This is a genomic window from Sphingobacterium sp. UBA6320 (assembly GCF_002440335.1).
Lineage (GTDB): Bacteria > Bacteroidota > Bacteroidia > Sphingobacteriales > Sphingobacteriaceae > Sphingobacterium.
The window spans coordinates 112,685-129,869 of record NZ_DJTA01000007.1 but is presented as its reverse complement, the minus strand read 5'-3'; the positions used below and the strand labels follow the sequence as shown (position 1 = coordinate 129,869).

Here is a 17,185-nt window from a genome sequence, read left to right as displayed (position 1 = left end):
TGATGGTTAAATAACTTTTGCTTTCTCGTGCAAAAGAGCAACTAATTTTTCCACATCGCTAGCATCAACTAAAGTCACTGCGCCACGTGGTTCTGGAGTCTCGTACTTAACTATACGTGACAATTGAGCAACTTCGATTGGTTCAATGACATCTAATGGTTTTGTTCGTGCAGTCATAATACCTCTCATATTTGGTATTTTAGTTTCAGCAACACCTTCTGCTGTACCGATGACGGCAGGTAAATTTAGTGTTAATACTTCTTTTCCACCTTCGATCTCACGTTCTACACTAGCAGCGTTACCATCAATATATAATTTTTTACTGATCGAAACAGATGGGATATTCAATATAGAACCTATAAAAGCGCCTACTTGTGTTCCGTTATAATCAATAGATTCTCTACCCGTTAGTATGAGATCAAAGTTATTTTCTTTGGCATAGTTAGCAATCTGATTTGCTACAAACCAAGCATCTCTAGGTAAAGCATTAACTCGAACTGCATTATCAGCGCCGGTTGCTAAAGCTTTACGGATAGTTGCATCTGTGCTTGCATCTCCTACGGTGATCACAGTTACAGTGCCTTTGCCACCTTCGGCTAAATCTATTGCTTTTGATAAGGCAATCTCATCATATGGATTCACAATATATTGTACACCAGCAGTATTAAAAGCGGTGTTGTCATTCGTGAATGTAATTTTTGAAGTAGTGTCTGGGACATTACTTATACACACTAATATTTTCATAATTTATAACCGTTTTATACAAACCTACTATAATTTAAGTTAAATGTAAAGATAATTTGGGATAGTAACGTACTCCAGTAGAGGAATTGTTGAATTTCATTTTTCTTAAATAAAAAGCCTAATATTGTTCAAGTGTTATATGTTTTGTAAAATATTGATGTATTTTTTATGTTAACTGTAATTTTATTAGGAATTTTTTGAGAATTTGATTTACAAAAGATTCGTCAATTATTTGTCATTTTTATATGCTAGCATAGTAAATTGTTTTCTGGACTCGTTTTTTAGCTTGTTCTATTATTTGTAGCTTTACCGATATAATTAAAAATAGATGATGTCTGAACGTTTAGAACAATTGAAGGAATTTTTGAAGGACTCTCCACAAGATCCGTTTTTGAAATATGCAATGGCAACCGAATATTTAAAATTAGGTAAGCAAAAGGAGGCACTTGAAGGTTATATGGATTTAATAACCAATCATGCCGACTATGTGGGGACATATTATCACTTAGGTAAACTATATGAGAAAATGAATAGACCCGATGACGCACGCACCATCTATAAAAATGGTATGATCATTACCCAACAGAAACGTAATATGCATGCTTTAAATGAACTGCGAGGAGCTTTGAGTTTACTTGATGGAGATGATGAAGATGAATATTAACATTATTTTAACATTGTAAATTTCATTTTTGGTATTCATTTTGCCTATATGTTTTTGGAGATTTCGAGAGTGAGTTTTATAGAAGATGAAAAGGCTATTTATTATATTATGTTGTATCTTATTGGTTTTTACTGCATGCGATAACCAACGTAAGGGAGCGGAAGCAGTGAAAGATAAGAAAGACCACCCAAATATTACTTTACATGATTTGAGTGGTTCGTACACTGGTATTATGCCTTGTGCTGATTGTGATGGAATAGAAACTGTATTAAAATTGAATCAAAATTTTTCCTATAGGTACACTTCTAAGTATCTGAATAAAAGTGATGAGGTATTTGTTAAGGATGGTAAATGGAAGTTTGAAAATGATATTATTACCTTAGAAGGTGTAGATTATAAATTCAAGTTGGGAGAAAAAACAAAACTTTGGCAATTGGATTTATCAGGTAATGATATTGTTGGAGAGTTGGCAGAAAATTATAAGTTAGAGAAAATGCAAGAGTAATTATAAATAAAATCACATTAATAAAAAAAGACCTATTAAGGTCTTTTTTTATTTGCAGATATCTTTTAAATGATTTACTACGAAATCAATTTCTTCTTTTGTATTGTGACGACAGAATGAAAAGCGAACGGATGGTCGATTACCATCTGCTCTTATAGCTCCAAGGACATGTGAGCCAATATCTGTACCAGAACTACATGCACTTCCTCCTGAGCAAGAAATGCCTGCAATATCCAAATTGAAAAGTAACATATCTGCCATTTCAGTACATGGAAATGATACGTTTAGTACGGTGTAAAGGGACTTATTGGGTTCTATTATGCCGTTAAATCTTATATCAGGAATCGCAGTTTTTAATTGTTCAATCATATAGGATTTTAAGCCTTGTATATAAGTTGCATGTTCTTCCATGTGCTCATAACTTAGTTCAAGTGCTTTTGCTAGTCCAGCGATACCATATACATTTTCAGTTCCACCACGCATATTGCGTTCCTGTGCACCTCCGTAGATCATAGGTTTGATTTTTGTATTGGCATTGATGTACAGAAAACCCACTCCTTTGGGGCCATGAAATTTGTGTCCTGCTCCAGTAATGAAATCAATTTTTAATTTACTCAAATCATGTGGATAATGTCCCATGGTCTGAACCGTATCGGAATGGAATATCGCATTATATTTTTGGCAAATTTCAGCTATTTTTTCAATTTCATTCAAATTGCCCAATTCATTATTGCCATGCATAATGGATACGAATGTTCTCGGATTGTTGGATAGTAAATCCTCTAATTGATGGAGATCGATATTACCATGAGCATCTACATGCAATAAATCAAGATGAACTTTTCCTGTTTTTTGCATTTCTTCTAGCGTATGCAATACAGCATGATGTTCAATAGGAGTTGTGATTGCATGTGTGATTCCAAAATCTACTATGGAACGTACAATTGCCATATTGTCGGCTTCGGTACCACCAGAAGTAAAGAAAATCTCAGATGGAGAAGTATGTAAGATTTGCGCAATTGACTTACGCGCCTTTTCAACAATTGTTTTTACTTGTCTGCCATGTGAATGAATGGAAGAAGGATTCCCATAATTATTTTCCATGGTGTCTATCATGACACGAATGACTTCTGGATCTAGCGCTGTAGTTGCAGCATTATCAAAATATACTTGCATAATGGACAAAATTAAGTAAAAGTAAGTTTACTTATCTGTGCGAATTGGATTATTTAATAAAATTGCTTGTTTTTGATTTTTTGAAAAATGTTAAAGAAGCAAGTAAAGCGGTAAAAATACCGATATAGGCTAGAATATCACCATTTTTTGTATAGATGGTTAGTTCTTCACTCAGATTAATTTCTTGGGTTAGGGCTGCGGGCTGCCACCATTGTGTTTGCTGAATAATATCGCCTCTTTGGTTTATAAACCCTGAAATACCGGTATTGGCAGCACGAGCTACCCATCTGCGATTTTCGATTGCTCTTAATTTAGCATATTCTAAATGCTGATCTTTACCTGAAGTATTTCCCCACCAGCCATCATTGGTAATAATGGCAATAAACTGTGCCCCTTGTTGAATATATTCTGCTACATAATTACCCCATATTGACTCGTAACAAATAACTGGAGCTGCGCCTATACCACTTTGAGAATAGAATACTGAAGGTTTGTCCTGCTTTCCATATCCTCCTGTGGTTCCTCCAAAAGCACTAAATAATGGCTTTAAGAAATTGATAGCACTGCCAAATGGCATCTGCTCTACTCCAGGAACCAATTTTGATTTATGATAAAACTGTAGTTTTGATGAAACATCAACTAAGGTTGCTGCATTAAAATTGTCTTTGTATAGGTTTGGCGCTATTTCTCTTGCGGTACTTGTTCTCTGATCATTATACAATTGATAGCTCTCAATTCCTGTTAATACGTTACCATTCTTATAATCATTTAAAAAATTGATAAGTGAATCAAATGTGCTGGTATTTCTAAAATCTTCTTCATCGAAATCACCTCTTTGGGATAAAGCTGTCTCTGGCCAGATAAAAAACTCCGTATTCGGTTTTGCAACTGATTTTGAAAGCCGCATCAATGTATTTAATTGGTCTTCAGAGCTGATAGATCCAAATTTTCCAAATGGGTCAATATTGGGTTGAACGGTTACAATTTGAGAAGGATTTAAGTGTTCCTCAAATGTTAAATAACGAATGATAGAATAAGTTGATGGTAAGAGTAAAGTTAGTGCCAACATGATTTTAATGTATCGCGGTTTACTCAGTGTATTGATTTGCTTTTTGTTTAAATAAAGTAAGAAAACCAAGATATTGCTTAACCAGATCCAAATGGTTCCACCATAAACACCCGTGACTTCATACCATTGAATAAGTTGATGAAAATTGGCAAATCCATTGCCCAAGGTCATCCATGGAAATGCTAAGTCCCATGTTTGGTGTAAATATTCATAACATATCCAAAAAGCCATTAGTCCAAATAGAGAAATACCAATAGCTGTTTTTTTTCTCATCTGATAGTATAGGCGAAATGTTAGAGCCATTAAGAGTGCACCTAAGAGAAAAGGGATCAATGATATAAAAATCGCAATATACCAAGGCATCACGGCAGATATTGAATTATACACCCAATAGATGGATGCTGTATTCCAAACCACAGCTGTTAATCCTGCCGTTAAAAATATTTTTTTTCCTTTTTTCTTGAACTCTTCATTCCGAATGATATGTTCAACTGCAATTAAAAGTGGTAGGAAAGCTATTAGTAAAATGGGACTACTATAGGGAACGGGTGGCCATCCTAACCATAATAAAAAGGCACTTAAAAGTGCCAGTAAGTATTGATTTCTCACGATTAAATTTGAGATAAAATTTCGTTTTTCTTATTTTCGTATTCTGCCTGTGTAATCAATTGTTTGTCAAATAAGCTTTTCAATTTTCTTAGTTTAAGCGTCATTTCATCATCTTCTTCCACTACTTTAGGAGCTGATTCCTCAACGATGGGTGTGATCATAATTTCTTTGACTTCTTCTATTTTAGGTGAAGCTTGACCATTGCTACTAACGACCTCTTCTTCAACAGGTGTATGTATTTCAAATGATGGTGCTGCTTGTTTTGGAACTGTTACTATAAATTTTTCTTTTTCCAGTTCAAGTTCCTTTATTTTTGACGATTCTAATGCGCCCTTAATTAATTGATATAATTTTCTTGCTTGCACTTTTGGAATATAATCAATACTCAAGTTTTCACCTGTTGTAGGGATTACGGTGACTTTGGAACCAAAGATCTCTTCTTTAAAAGCAATGTCTTTGATGTCTTTCCAACTGAATATTTCAAAATCAGTAGCTAAACCCAGTTTGGTGAATTCGCACATGAAAATACGTTTATTACTGATCGTGATACTATCAGGAAGAATCGTTACTGCAGGTTTTTTCTGTATTGCGATATAATCAATTCGCTCTCCGTCGGTCATCATATCTTGTAATTTGATGACTAACTTTTCAACGATTTTGATATCTTGGCCGTCAATGGCAAAAAGTTCAAAGTTCATATTAAATATATTTTAAAAATAAACGAAGGCGAAACTATTCTAAACCTCCCACACAAAATACAAATTCTCCCTTAATTGGATTGTTTTCAAAATGTAATTTTAAATCCGCAAGTGTTCCTCTGACATTTTCTTCGTATAATTTACTTAACTCTCTTGATATGGAAGCTTGTCTTTCGGGACCAAAAACTTGAATGAATTCGTCAATTGTTTTAAGTATGCGATGCGGTGATTCATAAAAAATCATTGTCCTTTTTTCTTCTGCTAAGAATTTCATACGTGTTTGACGTCCCTTTTTTACCGGAAGAAACCCCTCAAAGCAAAAGCGATCATTTGGTAATCCTGAATTGACCAAAGCTGGAACAAAGGCTGTTGCTCCAGGTAAACATTGTACTTCAAGCCCTTCTTTAATTGCTTCTCGAACCAATAAAAACCCGGGGTCTGATATAGCTGGAGTACCGGCGTCAGAAATCAAGGCAATATTTTGTCCATCTTTTAAAAACTTAATGATTTCTGAAATCGCTTTATGTTCATTGTGTTGATGATGAGCAAATACTTTTTTTTCGATTCCAAAATGTTTTAAAAGTGGTGCGCTTGTGCGTGTATCTTCAGCGAGAATAAGATCTGCTTCTTTTAACACACGAATCGCGCGAAAAGTCATATCTTCTAAATTGCCAATTGGCGTAGGGACTAAATAAAGCATTTACAAAGGTAAGTTTTTTTTGATAATTGCAATCAAAGCTTTATACGACCATTCTCTCTGATAAATACTTGTATTGAAATTGAAAAAACAGGTATCTATCAGCAAGAATGGTTGAATAAAAAAAATGATGCTATTAACATTATTTTGCTAAGATCTGATCGATAAGTAATAATTCTTCTGCTGAAAAATGCTGATTTTTTACTGCAGCAACTGCATCTTCAATCTGGGAAATTTTACTCGCTCCGATAAGCACAGATGTAACCTGTGGTTTGTTTAATAACCAAGATACAGCCATCTGTGCCAACTTTTGATTTCGTTGTATGGCGAGATCATTTAAAGCTTTTATTTTTTCAATTTTATCAGCTGTAATATCACTTTCATGCAATGATATACTGCCCGAAGCTGCTCGAGAATCTTGAGGGATGCCATGCAGGTATTTATCTGTTAGTAATCCTTGCGCTAGCGGTGAAAAAGGGATGCAACCAACCGTTTCTTGTGCGAGTAAATCCAATAGGCTTTCTTCTACCCAACGCTCGAACATGGAATATTTAGGCTGGTGAATCAGGCAGGGAGTACCCATCTGTTTCAACAGATCTATAGCACGCTTGGCTTCAGGTGTTTTATAGTTTGATATACCGACGTACAATGCCTTCCCTTGTTGAACCAACAGGTGTAATGTGGCCATTGTTTCTTCTAGAGGAGTTTCGGGGTCAGGTCTATGATGATAGAAAATATCCACGTAATCTAAATTCATCCTTTTTAAACTTTGATCTAAACTGGATACCAGATATTTTTTAGATCCCCAATCTCCGTATGGACCATCCCACATGGTGTAGCCAGCTTTGGAAGAGATAATCATTTCATCGCGGTATCCTTTAAAGTCAGTTTTTAGTATTTTCCCGAAATTTTCTTCTGCAGAACCTGGAGGCGGACCATAATTATTTGCAAGGTCAAAGTGTGTGATGCCAGAATCAAATGCGGTCTGGATAAGTTTGCGGCTGTTTTCAAAATCATTGATATGACCAAAATTTTGCCATAAGCCCAATGAAATTGCTGACAATTTAATTCCAGAATGACCCGAACGACGGTATTCCATTTCTTGATATCGATTGTGATCTGGTGAATAGTGCATGGAGTTATTATGCTTTTAAAAGTTTACAAAGGCAATTTACAAGTTATCTTAAATATTTTAACATATGTGACTAAAAATGACTTGAATATTTACAGGATACTCACAAATGGTCTGCTTTTGTTTTATTTCTATTATATACTACTAGCTGACTAAAGGGGAGAGATTGCAAAGTGGATAGCTTGAATAGAGCTCCATAAAAAAGACTCAAACGAATAAAATTGTTGTATAAATGACACAATTAAAATTGTAAATAAAACAAATTTATCTAAGTTTGTTTCTTTAAAAATACACATAATTATGTTGCAATTGAATTATATCCGTGAAAACAGGGATAAAGTAATCGAAAGATTAGGTGTCAAAAATTTCAAGGAAATTGGATTAGTTGATGAAATCATCCATTTAGATGAACAACGTCGCAAAATTCAATCCGAGTCAGATGCCGTTTCAGCAGAAGCAAATTCATCCGCAAAGAAAATCGGAGAATTGATGCGTCAAGGTAAAAAGGAAGAAGCTGAAGCCGTAAAATCCCAGTCCTCAGGATATAAGGAACAGGTTAAACACCTGACTGATGAATTAGCTATTGTGGAACAAGATCTAAATGCAAAAATTGTTCAACTTCCCAATCTACCTCATACATCAGTTCCTGTAGGTGTTTCAGCTGACGATAATGAAGTTGTTTTAGAGCATGGAACTATTCCTACACTAGCTGATGATGCTGTTTCTCATTGGGATTTATTAACAAAATATGGGATTGTAGATTTAGAGCTTGGTGTTAAGGTAACAGGAGCAGGTTTTCCTGTATATAAAGGTAAAGGAGCTCGATTGCAGCGAGCTTTGATCAACTTCTTTTTAGATGAAGCTGCAAAAGTAGGTTATGAAGAAGTACAGGTGCCAATTATGGTTAATGAGGCGTCTGCATTTGCTACAGGTCAGTTACCTGATAAAGAGGGCCAGATGTATCATGTAACTCATGATGATCTCTACTTAATTCCTACTGCGGAAGTACCTGTTACGAATATCTATCGGGATGTGATTGTGAAAGAAGAGCAATTTCCGATTAGACACTGTGCATATACACCATGTTTCCGTCGTGAAGCAGGTTCCTATGGTGCGCATGTGCGCGGATTGAATCGTTTACACCAATTTGATAAGGTCGAGACGGTGCAGATTGTGCACCCTGATCAATCGTATACTGCATTGGAAGAAATGAGTACTTACGTGCAAAGTTTATTACAAAAATTGGAATTACCTTATCGTGTGCTGCGATTATGTGGTGGTGATATGAGTTTTACTGCTGCGTTGACTTACGATCTAGAAGTATTTAGTGCGGCTCAAAAACGTTGGTTAGAAGTGTCATCAGTTTCAAATTTCGAAACTTATCAATCTAACCGTCTGAAAGTAAGATTTAAAAACCAAGAGGGTAAAATGCAATTGGCGCATACATTAAATGGATCTGCATTAGCTTTACCACGTATAGTAGCTTCTTTGTTGGAGAATAATCAAACAGATAAGGGTATAAAAATACCTAAGGTATTGGTTCCCTATACAGGATTTGAATATATTGATTAATATTATTGATAAAAATTAGGAGAAGGTTGTAAATTTTTTTACAACCTTTTTTTGTTTCGTAAAATTCTCTTTTACTGTTAAAATTTTGTTAATATAGTGTTATGCCGTATAAAATTCTGTTTTAATTCGGATTTAGGAAAATATAATTTCCTTTCAAGCTCTTTGCGTTTTTTATAATATACATTACTCTTATTTACATTTGTGATGTAAAAAAAACTTTTTTGTTAAAATACTTGTAATAGCAACTTTGTCTATATATATTTGCTACCCGCTTTACAGATGTAATGTCTATAAAGATCATACTACCACGTTATTTATCGTAAATTTTAAAAAGAAAATTTACAGATTCTCATAAAAATGAGCATCAAGGAGTCTTAATAAGCCCTTATTGCTTTCCATGTGTTTATTCTGTTTTTACGTAATATTGAGTCCTTTAGGTTTCATACTTGGGATTTTATTTGCGTTTATATAAGGTTGTTTGAACAATATAAGTTTTAACAGTTTTTTTTGAATGGATATTATTTTATCAAAATATTAAATTAACAAAGTAAATAATATGAAACAAACATTACTTAGTTTTCTTGTAGGTGGGATGATATTGTCATCAGTAGCATTCGCGCAAGAGAAAAAGATTAGTGGCCGTGTTACATCAGCAACTGGTCAAGCAGTACCAGGGGTTACTGTTGTTGTACAAGGTACTAATCAAGCTACACAGACCGACGCTAATGGTAACTACTCTTTGAATGTTCCAGCTGGTAAGGTTGTTGTATTTCGCTCTATTGGTTTTGGCGAAAAAACGATTATTGTTAATAACAATGCTACCGTTTTCAATGTGTCATTAGAAGATGATAATAACGCTTTGGAAGAGGTTGTTGTTACGGCAAATGCAATTAAAAGAGAGAAAAGATCTTTAGGTTATTCGGCACCAACAATTAAAAGTGATGAGTTAACTGAAGGAAGAAATTCAAGTGCTATTGGTGCATTAGCAGGTAAAGTGGCTGGTGTCAACATTACTTCAACATCGAATTCACCAGGGAGTTCTTCTCGTGTTGTATTGCGTGGTGGATCATCCATTTCAGGTAATAATCAAGCGCTTATTGTCGTTGATGGTACACCTATTGACAATTCAAGTGTCATTGGAGGTTCGTCTTCACTATCCAGCGTTGATTTTGGTAACCGTGGTAATGATATCAATCCTGATGATATTGCATCAGTAACAGTCTTAAAAGGTCCTGCAGCAGCTGCATTATATGGTTCAAGAGCATCTAATGGTGCGTTAATCATCACAACCAAAAGTGGTCAAAAAGGAGCTAAAAATGAAATCACTTTTAGTTCAACTAATACCATGTCTTCTATTTTGAAATTGCCAGAATTTCAAAATCAATATGGACAAGGTTCATCAAGTCGTACAAAAAAAGGTGATTTAGTTTTTGATAATGATCCAAAGGAAAATTGGTCATGGGGATCTCCTTTTACAGGGGAAATTCAAGAGTGGGGACAAGCGATTAATGGTGTTCGTCAGAAAAAAGCTTATTCTGCTGTAAAGGACAATGTAAAAGATTTTTTTGATCTAGGCTTAGCATCGGATAATAATTTGAGTTTTTCAGGTGGTTCCGATAAATCGACTTTTTATTTAGGTCTAAATGCCTTAAACTCAAATGGTGTTTATCCTGGGAAAAAAGATAGTTATAATAAGTACGGAGTACGCTTTAATGGATCAACAGAGTTTTCCAATAAATTCTCGGCAGGTGTTTCGGTAAACTATAGTCGTATCAATAGTAATAATGTTGGTGGGGGGCAAGGTAATGGTTCCGTATATAATAGTTTATTACAGACTCCAAGAGATATTGATATTGTTGGTTTAAAAGATTTAAGCAATCCATATAACGGCTACGGATATACAGATGAAAATGGTATTGAACATAACGATGTTTATGGCTACTATGGTCCGTATTCGATGAATCCATATTGGGTTTTAAAAAACAATAATAATTTTAATGATGTAAATCGTATTATTGGAAATTTCAATGTTACTTACAAACCTTTAGACTGGTTAACTTTTCAAGAGCGTGTAGGTTTGGATAATTATACAGACCGTCGTCGATCCGAATCTCCAAAATATAGTTTTTTGCCTGCAGATAATACCTCTGGAAATTATACAAAATCAAACATTCAAACTGGAAATGGACGTTATCGCATTGATCAATACAATGTGAATGAAATTGTTCATGATTTTATGGCAACTGCGACTCACGCTATCAATGATGATTGGGAAGCATCGTTTATGTTAGGTAATAATATCCGTCAACGTAGAACATCTACAAGCAGTACCGCGACAAATGCAAGCGGTGGTTTAGTCGTGCCTGGATGGTATAATTTAGCGAATAGTAATGGTCCTTTGGATCTGGTAGCAGATTCTTGGAGTAACAGAAGATTAGTCGGCGTGTATGGGGATTTGAATGTTTCATACAAAAACATTGCTTATTTACAAGCTACAGCTCGTAATGATTGGTCATCTACATTACCAAAACAAAATAATTCATTCTTCTATCCAAGTGTAAGTGGTTCATTTGTTCTTTCAGAATTATTTACTCCTGAATTGAAAAATAAGTTTAATTATGCAAAATTACGTGCTAACTGGGCACAAGTAGGTTCTGATACGGATCCTTACCAACTGTTGACTACTTTCTCAAGAGGTGAGATCAATGGTGGTTTTGGAAGTACAACTTTTCCATTTGGTAATGTTGCAGCATTAATGTCTAGCTCTACTATTGGTAACTTAGACTTAAAACCTGAGATCACAACTTCTTTTGAAATAGGAACTGAATTGGGTTTTTTTAGTAATCGTTTGTACGCAGATTTTACTTATTATAACAATAATTCAAAAAATCAGATCTTAAGTATTCCGATTCCAAATTCAACAGGTTACGGATTTAGTTTAGTAAATGCAGGTAAGGTTAAAAATAATGGTGTTGAGTTAACATTGAGAGGTACGCCTATCAAAAACCAAAATTTCACATGGGAAATGTTTGGAACATTTACCAAGAACAACAGTGAGGTTGTTGAATTGATGGATGGGGTTGATCAAGTTTCTGTTGGAGGTTTTTCAGGTATGTCGATTGTAGCCGCAGTTGGTCGTCCATACGGAGAGTTCTATGCTGTTACTAATGCTAAAGATGCTCAAGGTCGCACTATTGTTGATCAATCTACTGGTTTACCTATCGCTACCGAATCTGCACAATATTTAGGTTCGTATAATCCGGATTTTCAAGCTTCTTTAGGAACCAACTTGTCTTATAAAAATTGGTCGATGAGCGCTTTATTCGATACTAAACAAGGAGGTGTTTTCTATTCAAGAACAAAAGATATCCTAGCATTTGTGGGAACTTCTGCTGAAAGTGGAGGAGATCGTTTTGGTCAAATTTTTCCTAATTCTGTTTATCTTGATGCCGATGGAAATTCAGTAGTCAATACAACTGCCAAATATGATAAAATTGATTACTATCCTAATCTCGAAGCCGGTATGAATGTAGTTGATGCCACTTATATCAAATTGCGTAATCTAACCCTTACTTATAAATTTACTAAAACTCAATTAAAAAACACTCCTTTTGGAGCTGCTTCAATTGGATTCTTTGGTAACAATTTATTCATCTGGACACCTAGCGAAAATAAATACGCTGATCCAGAAGTTAACTCAGCGGGTGCGGGTAATGCACAAGGTTTCGACTATACAGCTCAACCTTCTTTAAGAAATTACGGAATTAATGTTAAGGTTTCATTCTAATACGCTTATAAATAATGAACATAATAAATTTAAAAAATGCTAAAAAGCTAATAGCAGTAGCTTTAATCGGTACGCTTGGCTTGACGGGTTGTAGCAAATTTTTGGATATCAATGATAATCCCAATAATCCAGACAAGGCTAATCCTAATCTACTTTTACCTACGGTACAAGCTGGTATTAGTCAGGTTATCGGTAATACTTTTCAAGTGTATGGAAATATATGGGGACAATATTGGACTCAAAACCCATCATCTACTCAGTATCAGACTATAGATCAATATAAAATCGCAAATACGGCGATGGATAGATCATGGTTAATTCTTTATAGAAATACTTTAAATAATGCTGAATTAATTATAAATACAAACGTTGCAAATAGTGAGTATTTTAAAGGTATTGCTTATATCTTGAAAGCATATACTTTTCAGGTGGCAACAGATGCATTTGGTGATATTCCATTATCTGAAGCTCTAAATGCTGCTCAATTCATTAGCCCTAAATATGAAAAGCAAGAGTTGGTTTATGATTCCATTTTCAATTATATTGATAAAGGAGTTGCATTACTAGGAACTGCACAAGCAAATGCTGTAAGTAGCCAAGATATGATTTTTGGTGGAGATTTAAAAAAATGGAAAGCTTTTGCCAATACATTGAAATTAAGAGCATATCTAAGAATTTCTAATGTAGATGCAGATAAAGCTTCAGCAGGTATTAAAGCTTTGTATGCTTCAAATCCAATTTTCTTAAGTCAAGATGCTTCAATTACGTACACAACTACTGGAGGAAACGAAAATCCACTTTATAATGATATGGTAGGTTTAAGAAGAGTACAGAATGTTGTTGCTAGTAGTACTGTTGTTAATGCTTTTGTTGCGAATAAGGACCCTAGAAGATTTGCATTTTATGAAAAAGTGGTCGGTATTGATGGAAAAGTTCAAGATACAATAGCGCATATCGTACAAGGTGGATACAAAGCAAATACGAATAAATCGGTATCATCTCCATCTGCATTGGTTGCTGCAAATGCGAACGCAGCGACTTCAGCTACAGCGCCAGTAAAATTGATGTCAAATACAGAAAGTTTGTTCTTACAAGCTGAAGCGGCATTAAAAGGCTGGGGTAAAGGTGACGCTACAACTTTGTATAAGCAGGGAGTGGCTGCCAGTTTTAAAGCTACAGGATATAGTGATGAAGAAGCTAAAACTTACTTGGCCAATGCTAAAGATGCTAAGTTTGAGGATGAAGCGAGTACTGAAACTAAGTTAAAAACAATCATCACGCAGAAGTATTTTGCGATGTGCGGTTTTCAGGGATTTGAAGCATGGACGGAGTGGAGAAGAACGGGGTATCCTACTTTCTTTACCACTTCCGTGGAATCTCTTTTAGGTGCTGGAAGAATGCCTTTACGTATGCCTTATGCAAATAGTGAAGCAACTTCAAACTTGAACTATCCTGGTAATGTTTTGATCTATATGCCGGTATGGTGGGATGTTAAATAATTATTTTTAAGGTTATACTTTTAAAGCGATCTCGAAAGGGATCGCTTTTTTATTTTAAATCGTATGTATAAAACTGTAGATTTATATTTTTCTCTTGTCTATGGTTAATTCATATATACTTGAAGACTTGTTTGTTGGAATCCATTTTTTAGAATGCGTGATCATAGAGCTTGTTGACATGTTATGAATAATTAAGAGAGATTTGCATCATAATTAGGAAAAATAAAAAGTATGTTTCATATATTCAATTTAATAAAGTTGATAATTGTCCTGACCCTTGTTTTTATTGGGAAGTTATCTTTCTCGCAACAAAAGAATCAGTTGAAGGTTTTGAAGATTAATATTTGGCAAGAAGGTACGATGGTTCCAAATGGTTTTAAGGCAATAGCGGATGAAATTATAGATAAGAAGGCTGATGTGGTGTTATTCAGCGAGGTTCGCAATTATAACAAAACGGATTTTGTGCTGCGTATCTTGCAAGAATTGAAAAGTACAAATGCGGTGTATCATGGCATTTCTAGTGAGCCATCTTTAGATGTAGCTTTTATTTCTAAATTTCCAATTAAAGATCAACAAGCGTTATATGGTGATACTAGTAAAATGGGCGGAGTATTAAAAAGTAAAATCCAAGTGAATGGAAGGAACATAACATTTTATGCTGTGCACTTGGACTACACTAATTATGCCTGTTATCTACCTCGAGGATATGATGGCGTTACCTGGAAAAAACTTGATCAACCTATAGTTGGTGTAGACGCTATCTTAGAAGCTAACCGAAAGGGACGAAGAGAAGAAGCAATAAAAGATATTATTCAAGATGCTAATAAAGAAAATAAGGATGAAACAATTATTATAGCCGACGACTTTAATGAACCTTCTCATCTGGATTGGACATCTGCAACAAAAAACCTGTTCGATCATAGAGGTACAGTAGTTCCTTGGGATTGTTCAGTCTTATTACAAGCATCTGGCTTTGTGGATAGCTTTCGAGAAAAATATCCAAATCCTGTTAAGTATCCCGGTTTTACTTATCCATCGTTTAATAAGGATCTCGGTATGGAAAAACTTGCATGGGCACCACAGGCAGATGATAGGGATCGTATTGATTATGTTTATTATAGAGCGAATAAGCCTATAAAAGTTTCCGAAGTCAAAATTGTTGGTCCTTCTGAAACAGTTAAGTATGGTAAAAAACAGGATGAGGATAGTCAGGATGAATTTCTGCTACCTGTAGGAGTATGGCCAACTGATCATAAAGCTTTGTTTGTAAATTTTGAGTTTTAAACTTTTTTGAAGTGCTATAGTTCCATAGGACTGTTGGTTGCTATTGACCAAATCTGGAATTATGGATAGTTTTAGAGAAAAATATCCTCACCCAGTTTGTAAGTACTCCGGTTTTTTAATCAAAATTGTTAAAGTGTGTTAAAACGCAAAATCACTTATATCAATAACCTAACTCTTGCGTTTAGTATGTATTCATAATTTAGGTTAAATAATTGGTTAGTTAAAACGCTTGCGAGTTCCCAGCTTCAGGCGTTTTTTTTAGTTATGCAGTATTTAATGATCATTTACTAAATTGACAGTTTGATTTCCTTCATGATACTTTTTAGTAATAGTTTTTTGAAATGTTCAAGAACTTCCATATCTATTGATTTTTCATAATGATATGGATAGTCAATGATGTTGGGTTGCGTATTTACTTTAACTTTTAAAGCAGGGTGTGTAACTCCTAAAACTAGCTTTATTTCCACATTTAAATCTCCTTTTTTAGTTGCTCCTTTAAGGCCCCACTTTTTTACCATCCAAGAGATTTCTTTGATTTCATCTTTATAAAGATCTTTTCCAAAAATATTCAATTTTTTCTCGGCCGTAAATCCTGTGATAAAATTTAGTGGTGAATGAATATGTGAAAAATTGATATCTGATAGGTTGTTTTTAAAAGCTTCTCCGTTTACGTAGATCGAAATGCGAGAATCTGCGAATAAGTCATCGACTTCCTTTATTACCTCATCCAAAATGGGTAGACTCTCAGATCTGAAATTTTCAATTGTATTGTAAGCGAGTAAAGGAGACTTGGTTTGCTTCTCATTTTTCAGCTGTGCTTTCAATAATGCGAGCTCTTTCAATACATCATCTTCCTCTTCAATACTCTCTCCCCGAGCTCCAGACAGCATGATGTTTAAAGATTTTACAAGATTTTGAGCAATATATTCAATAAAGGAAGTAATCATACCAGCATCCGCTTGTCGCAAAGCAGAAAAATAATTCTCTTTATCTTCAGTCTTGATAATTACAGGAGGATAGCCAAATTTCATCAATATAAAATTCATTAGAATACGTGCAGTCCGACCATTGCCATCATCAAACGGATGGATACGGATAAATCTATAATGAAATTCTGCAGCAAGAATTAGCGTATTCACATCAGGCTTTTCAATCTCAGATCTAAACCAATTTATAAGGTCATGCATTTTAGAAGGAGTTTCCTCAGGAGTTGCAAATCTAAAAATCTCACCTGTACTTGTTTGAACATGATTCGGAGTTGTTTTGTACTGTCCAACAGCTATCCTTCTAGAGGTTTGTTGACCATCAGGAGTGATGGCTTTTACCTCATAGGGAGACTTGAGCAATAAGGTGTGCAGTTCACGAATGAAATTTTCTGTTAATGGGTAATCACCTTTTACAAGATCCTCAATCCATTTTATTGCCTCGTCATGTCCTGTAATTTCAAAGTGATCCTTTAATGGTTTACCTTGTGCTGTGATGCCATAGAGTATAAGGGCTTTGGTTTCACCGTAAGTTAGAGAATTTCCCTCTAGATTGTTGGAATGATAATTCCAATCTAACCTAAATTTCTGCATAATCGTGTCCTCTTGCTCCTTTGTTAAAGGTCGAAGATCGTCTAATTCTTTTTTTAACTCTAAAGCCTCTTCAATTGGATTCATGATAGTATATTTGAAATAACTAATTACTTTTTTGTGTATTCGTGCGAGACCTTTACCTTTTATTGATCTTTCTCTTTTCTAATTATCT

The 17,185-nt window shown here is 34.8% G+C and carries 13 protein-coding genes; 6 read left to right on the top strand and 7 right to left on the bottom strand.

Translation table 11 applies throughout. The features are described from left to right. Nucleotides 1–6: 6 nt before the first annotated feature. Nucleotides 7–744 carry an electron transfer flavoprotein subunit beta/FixA family protein gene (locus B3P23_RS03400; RefSeq protein WP_293924514.1) on the bottom strand — a complete coding sequence of 246 codons (738 nt, stop codon included), beginning with the start codon at nt 742–744 and terminating at the stop codon, nt 7–9. A gap of 328 nt (nt 745–1,072) precedes the next feature. Between B3P23_RS03400 and B3P23_RS03395 the strand changes: the two genes are divergently transcribed. Then, nucleotides 1,073–1,408 carry a tetratricopeptide repeat protein gene (locus B3P23_RS03395; RefSeq protein WP_248754678.1) on the top strand — a complete coding sequence of 112 codons (336 nt, stop codon included), beginning with the start codon at nt 1,073–1,075 and terminating at the stop codon, nt 1,406–1,408. A gap of 85 nt (nt 1,409–1,493) precedes the next feature. Next, complete coding sequence (locus tag B3P23_RS03390; RefSeq protein WP_094773027.1) at nt 1,494–1,913, top strand: copper resistance protein NlpE; 420 nt, start codon at nt 1,494–1,496, stop codon at nt 1,911–1,913. Nucleotides 1,914–1,961: 48 nt separating this feature from the next. Here the strand turns inward: B3P23_RS03390 and B3P23_RS03385 are convergent, their stop codons facing one another. The 5 genes from B3P23_RS03385 to mgrA form a co-directional block, all read right to left on the bottom strand. Further along, the gene (locus tag B3P23_RS03385; RefSeq protein WP_293924512.1) at nt 1,962–3,089 is read right to left on the bottom strand and encodes a cysteine desulfurase family protein; all 1,128 of its coding nucleotides are present in this window, start codon (nt 3,087–3,089) and stop codon (nt 1,962–1,964) included. A 49-nt stretch (nt 3,090–3,138) separates the two neighbouring features. Continuing rightward, nucleotides 3,139–4,767: an apolipoprotein N-acyltransferase gene (lnt, locus tag B3P23_RS03380; protein ID WP_293924510.1), complete on the bottom strand. Its 1,629-nt coding sequence runs from the start codon at nt 4,765–4,767 to the stop codon at nt 3,139–3,141. Nucleotides 4,768–4,769: 2 nt separating this feature from the next. Continuing rightward, a complete protein-coding gene (locus B3P23_RS03375) occupies nt 4,770–5,465 on the bottom strand; it encodes a PH domain-containing protein (RefSeq protein WP_293924509.1) in 696 nt (231 codons plus the stop codon). Nucleotides 5,466–5,499: 34 nt separating this feature from the next. Further along, nucleotides 5,500–6,165: a 16S rRNA (cytidine(1402)-2'-O)-methyltransferase gene (gene rsmI / locus B3P23_RS03370; RefSeq protein WP_293924508.1), complete on the bottom strand. Its 666-nt coding sequence runs from the start codon at nt 6,163–6,165 to the stop codon at nt 5,500–5,502. Nucleotides 6,166–6,304: 139 nt separating this feature from the next. Further along, nucleotides 6,305–7,297 carry an L-glyceraldehyde 3-phosphate reductase gene (gene mgrA, locus B3P23_RS03365; RefSeq protein WP_293924506.1) on the bottom strand — a complete coding sequence of 331 codons (993 nt, stop codon included), beginning with the start codon at nt 7,295–7,297 and terminating at the stop codon, nt 6,305–6,307. Nucleotides 7,298–7,594: 297 nt separating this feature from the next. Here mgrA and serS point away from each other — a divergent pair, with 297 nt between their 5' ends. The 4 genes from serS (at nt 7,595) to B3P23_RS03345 (ending at nt 15,436) form a co-directional block, all read left to right on the top strand. Beyond that, nucleotides 7,595–8,866, top strand: coding sequence for a serine--tRNA ligase (gene serS / locus B3P23_RS03360; RefSeq protein ID WP_045752814.1), 1,272 nt, complete (start codon nt 7,595–7,597; stop codon nt 8,864–8,866). 556 nt (nt 8,867–9,422) lie between these two features. After that, complete coding sequence (locus tag B3P23_RS03355) at nt 9,423–12,653, top strand: SusC/RagA family TonB-linked outer membrane protein (protein WP_293924504.1); 3,231 nt, start codon at nt 9,423–9,425, stop codon at nt 12,651–12,653. Between the two features lie 14 nt (nt 12,654–12,667). Next, nucleotides 12,668–14,152, top strand: a complete 1,485-nt coding sequence (locus B3P23_RS03350; RefSeq protein WP_293924503.1) for a SusD/RagB family nutrient-binding outer membrane lipoprotein — start codon at nt 12,668–12,670, stop codon at nt 14,150–14,152. 330 nt (nt 14,153–14,482) lie between these two features. Beyond that, nucleotides 14,483–15,436: an endonuclease/exonuclease/phosphatase family protein gene (locus B3P23_RS03345; RefSeq protein ID WP_293924501.1), complete on the top strand. Its 954-nt coding sequence runs from the start codon at nt 14,483–14,485 to the stop codon at nt 15,434–15,436. A 287-nt stretch (nt 15,437–15,723) separates the two neighbouring features. Here the strand turns inward: B3P23_RS03345 and B3P23_RS03340 are convergent, their stop codons facing one another. Beyond that, nucleotides 15,724–17,097 (bottom strand): Fic family protein, encoded by a 1,374-nt coding sequence (locus B3P23_RS03340; RefSeq protein WP_293924499.1) that lies wholly within the window; start codon nt 17,095–17,097, stop codon nt 15,724–15,726. Nucleotides 17,098–17,185 lie beyond the last annotated feature (88 nt).

What these genes read in the sequence shown, in the direction of transcription:
- B3P23_RS03390 (WP_094773027.1), top strand. Translation starts at nt 1,494, where the DNA reads ATGAAAAGGCTATTTATTATATTATGTTGTATCTTATTGGTTTTTACT.
- mgrA (WP_293924506.1), bottom strand. Translation starts at nt 7,297, where the DNA reads ATGCACTATTCACCAGATCACAATCGATATCAAGAAATGGAATACCGT.
- B3P23_RS03385 (WP_293924512.1), bottom strand. Translation starts at nt 3,089, where the DNA reads ATGCAAGTATATTTTGATAATGCTGCAACTACAGCGCTAGATCCAGAA.
- B3P23_RS03350 (WP_293924503.1), top strand. Translation starts at nt 12,668, where the DNA reads ATGAACATAATAAATTTAAAAAATGCTAAAAAGCTAATAGCAGTAGCT.
- B3P23_RS03400 (WP_293924514.1), bottom strand. Translation starts at nt 744, where the DNA reads ATGAAAATATTAGTGTGTATAAGTAATGTCCCAGACACTACTTCAAAA.
- serS (WP_045752814.1), top strand. Translation starts at nt 7,595, where the DNA reads ATGTTGCAATTGAATTATATCCGTGAAAACAGGGATAAAGTAATCGAA.
- B3P23_RS03340 (WP_293924499.1), bottom strand. Translation starts at nt 17,097, where the DNA reads ATGAATCCAATTGAAGAGGCTTTAGAGTTAAAAAAAGAATTAGACGAT.
- B3P23_RS03355 (WP_293924504.1), top strand. Translation starts at nt 9,423, where the DNA reads ATGAAACAAACATTACTTAGTTTTCTTGTAGGTGGGATGATATTGTCA.
- rsmI (WP_293924508.1), bottom strand. Translation starts at nt 6,165, where the DNA reads ATGCTTTATTTAGTCCCTACGCCAATTGGCAATTTAGAAGATATGACT.
- B3P23_RS03375 (WP_293924509.1), bottom strand. Translation starts at nt 5,465, where the DNA reads ATGAACTTTGAACTTTTTGCCATTGACGGCCAAGATATCAAAATCGTT.
- B3P23_RS03395 (WP_248754678.1), top strand. Translation starts at nt 1,073, where the DNA reads ATGATGTCTGAACGTTTAGAACAATTGAAGGAATTTTTGAAGGACTCT.